At 55.4% G+C, this 3,624-nt stretch carries 3 protein-coding genes and 1 pseudogene; all 4 read left to right on the forward strand.

The window, feature by feature from the left end; all coding sequences use genetic code 11:
- Positions 1-359, forward strand: a pseudogene (locus tag HHJ16_RS11880) (D-alanyl-D-alanine carboxypeptidase); the annotation flags it as partial.
- Between the two features lie 126 nt (positions 360-485).
- Positions 486-863, forward strand: coding sequence for a 30S ribosomal protein S12 (rpsL, locus tag HHJ16_RS11885; RefSeq protein WP_293605909.1), 378 nt, complete (start codon positions 486-488; stop codon positions 861-863).
- Between the two features lie 205 nt (positions 864-1,068).
- Positions 1,069-1,542, forward strand: coding sequence for a 30S ribosomal protein S7 (gene rpsG, locus HHJ16_RS11890; RefSeq protein ID WP_011799634.1), 474 nt, complete (start codon positions 1,069-1,071; stop codon positions 1,540-1,542).
- 197 nt (positions 1,543-1,739) lie between these two features.
- On the forward strand, positions 1,740-3,624 hold a 1,885-nt coding region (fusA, locus tag HHJ16_RS11895), incomplete at its 3' end, for an elongation factor G (RefSeq protein WP_296900806.1).

Here is a 3,624-nt window from a genome sequence, read left to right on the forward strand (position 1 = left end):
AAAAGCTGTTGAACTGGGGCTACACCGCTTTCGAAGCGGTAAAATTATTTGATGCCGGCCAGGCAGTCGTCACGCCCTCGGTGTGGAAAGGCAAGACCTCGACCGTGAAGCTCGGTCGGCCACAGGCCATCGTGGTCGCAGTGACCGCTGGCAGCGCCCCCAAGGTTAAAACCCAGGTCGCCCGGCCTGACCCGCTGGTTGCGCCGTTCGTGAAGGGTCAGTCGCTCGGAACGCTCAAGGTCATGCTCGGCGAGAACCCCGCACCCGTCGCTGAAGTGCCGCTGGTGGTGCTGGAAACCGTGGAAGAGGCCGGCATTCTCGGACGCGCCTGGGATGCCCTCAGGTTATGGATCAAGTAGCCGGTTCAGGACGGCGTCAGCGCGCCGCTTGGGCGTTTTGTCTATTCGGTTTATACTGGCGGGCTTTTCCGCTTTTGGTGCGGAGAAGTTTTTTTTGTTTTCCAAACGTTTAGGGACGTTTTTCTAATGCCAACCATTAATCAGCTAGTCCGTCAGGGGCGCGAGGTCGAAAAGATCAAGTCCAAGAGTCCTGCAATGGAAAATTCTCCGCAGCGCCGCGGTGTCTGCACCCGTGTTTACACCACCACGCCTAAAAAGCCGAACTCCGCTTTGCGTAAAGTTGCCAAAGTGCGCCTGACCAACGGCTTTGAAATCATCTCCTACATTGGCGGCGAAGGCCACAACCTGCAGGAACACAGTGTGGTGCTGGTTCGCGGCGGTCGTGTCAAAGATTTGCCGGGTGTGCGTTACCACATTGTTCGTGGCGCGCTCGATTTGCAAGGCGTGAAAGACCGCAAGCAGTCGCGTTCCAAGTACGGCGCCAAGCGTCCGAAAAAGGCTTAATTGTCTTAATCGGCTCGGGCTTTACAGCTTGCGCCAGAAGCAGTCGTCATGACTTCTTCAAAAAAGGTGCTCGATTCATCTTGGCCGATGTCTCAAGCGAAGTGACCCAAGTGCAAATAGTTGCGCCGGTCGAGTAAGTGAGGGTTGTGATAACTCTCGAGGCGCTGCTTAAAAGTGGTGCCAACTGAAGCAAAGAGGTGAAAAAATGCCACGTCGTCGCGAAGTCCCTAAACGTGAAATTCTTCCTGATCCAAAATTTGGCGATGTCGACCTTGCCAAATTCATGAACGTGATCATGCAAGGCGGCAAGAAGGCCGTCGCAGAGCGCATCATTTACGGTGCCCTGGAGCAAATCGAGAAAAAGAACCCTGGCAAAGATCCGCTTGAGGCATTCCACATGGCCATTGGTAACATCAAGCCCATGGTAGAGGTGAAATCCCGCCGCGTGGGCGGTGCCAACTACCAGGTGCCGGTCGAAGTGCGTCCGGTTCGGCGTATGGCCTTGGCCATGCGTTGGCTTAAAGAAGCGGCCAAAAAGCGCGGCGAGAAGTCGATGTCCTTGCGTCTGGCTAATGAGTTGATGGAGGCCACCGAAGGCCGTGGCGGTGCCATGAAAAAACGTGACGAAGTGCACCGCATGGCAGAAGCCAACAAGGCATTCAGCCACTTCCGCTTCTAATTTTTCGATTGCAGTGTTTTCAGCGCTGATTTGACGGATTGCCGGAAGATCTCAGGGTGCCCGCCCCCTTGAGATCTGTTGGTTCAATCCCAATTCTGCTGGTCAAGTGCACAACGCACGGCCGACAGACGCGCAACAAGCACGAAAGTTGTCTTGGCAACGAGTCTTTGTTCGTAACCTCGAACTGAAAGTAATTTATGTCCCGCGCTACCCCCATTCAAAACTACCGCAATATTGGTATTTCCGCGCACATTGACGCTGGCAAAACAACGACCACTGAACGGATTCTTTTTTACACCGGCGTGAACCACAAGATTGGTGAAGTGCACGACGGCGCGGCTACCATGGACTGGATGGAGCAGGAACAGGAGCGTGGCATCACGATCACCTCCGCTGCGACGACCTGCTTCTGGAAGGGGATGGATACGTCCTTGCCCGAGCACCGCATCAACATCATTGACACGCCCGGCCACGTGGACTTCACCATTGAGGTGGAGCGCTCCATGCGTGTGCTGGACGGCGCCTGCATGGTGTACTGCGCCGTGGGTGGTGTCCAGCCCCAGTCGGAAACGGTCTGGCGCCAAGCGAACAAATACAAGGTGCCTCGGCTTGCCTTTGTTAACAAGATGGACCGCACTGGCGCAAACTTCTTCAAAGTGGTCGAACAGATGAAACTGCGCCTCAAGGCCAGCCCTGTGCCCATGGTGATCCCGATTGGCGCGGAAGAAAACTTCACCGGCGTGGTTGACCTGATCAAGATGAAAGCCATCATCTGGGATGAAGCTTCGCAAGGTATGAAGTTCGACTACCGTGAAATTCCGGCTGAGCTGTTGGAGCTGGCCAAGGAATGGCGCGAAAAGATGGTGGAGGCTGCTGCCGAGGCGTCTGAAGAATTCATGAACAAATACCTTGAAGAAGGTGATTTGACCGAGGACGAGATCAAACTTGGCATTCGCACGCGCACCATTGCCAGCGAAATTCAGCCGATGTATTGTGGTTCTGCCTTCAAGAACAAAGGCGTGCAGCGCATGCTGGACGCGGTGATTGAGTTTATGCCGTCGCCGGTCGATATTCCGCCTGTGAAAGGCACCGATGAAGACGAAGCCCCCGTCACCCGCAAGGCCGCAGATGAAGAAAAATTCTCGGCGTTGGCGTTCAAGCTGATGACTGACCCCTTCGTCGGGCAGTTGACCTTTGTGCGCGTGTACTCCGGCGTGTTGAAAAAAGGTGACAGCGTTTTCAATCCGATCAAGGGCAAGAAAGAGCGGATTGGGCGTATCGTCCAAATGCACGCCAATAACCGCGAAGAAGTGAGCGAAATCCGCGCCGGGGACATTGCTGCTTGCGTCGGCTTGAAAGATGTGACCACGGGTGAGACCCTTTGTGATCCGGAGGCCATCATCATGCTCGAGCGCATGGTCTTCCCTGAGCCCGTCATTGCCCAGGCGGTAGAACCCAAGACCAAGGCTGACCAGGAAAAAATGGGTATCGCCCTGCAGCGACTCGCGCAGGAAGATCCCTCGTTCCGTGTCAAGACCGACGAAGAGTCTGGTCAAACCATCATTGCGGGTATGGGCGAGTTGCACCTCGAGATCATTGTCGACCGCATGAAACGCGAGTTCGGTGTGGAAGCTAACGTGGGCAAACCGCAAGTGGCCTATCGCGAGACCATCCGCAAGACGATTGAAGATGCTGAAGGTAAGTTCGTGCGCCAGTCCGGCGGCAAGGGCCAATACGGTCACGTGGTGCTCAAGATCGAGCCCAACGAGCCTGGCAAGGGAATTCAGTTCATTGATGCCATCAAGGGCGGTACGGTGCCGCGCGAGTACATTCCTGCGGTTGAAAAAGGTATTCACGAAGCCGTGACTTCGGGCGTGCTGGCCGGCTATCCCGTGGTGGACGTCAAAGTGACACTGCATTTCGGTTCATACCACGATGTGGATTCGAACGAAATGGCCTTTAAGATGGCTGCCATTTTCGGCTTTAAGGAAGGTTGCCGGAAGGCTAGCCCGGTGATTCTCGAACCGATGATGGCCGTTGAGGTTGAAACGCCCGAGGACTACGCCGGTAACGTGATGGGCG

Origin of the sequence: Polaromonas sp. (genome assembly GCF_012927485.1) — a bacterium.
In the GTDB taxonomy this organism is placed as follows: Bacteria; Pseudomonadota; Gammaproteobacteria; order Burkholderiales; family Burkholderiaceae_C; genus Polaromonas.

What these genes read in the sequence shown, in the direction of transcription:
- rpsL (WP_293605909.1), top strand. Translation starts at nt 486, where the DNA reads ATGCCAACCATTAATCAGCTAGTCCGTCAGGGGCGCGAGGTCGAAAAG.
- rpsG (WP_011799634.1), top strand. Translation starts at nt 1,069, where the DNA reads ATGCCACGTCGTCGCGAAGTCCCTAAACGTGAAATTCTTCCTGATCCA.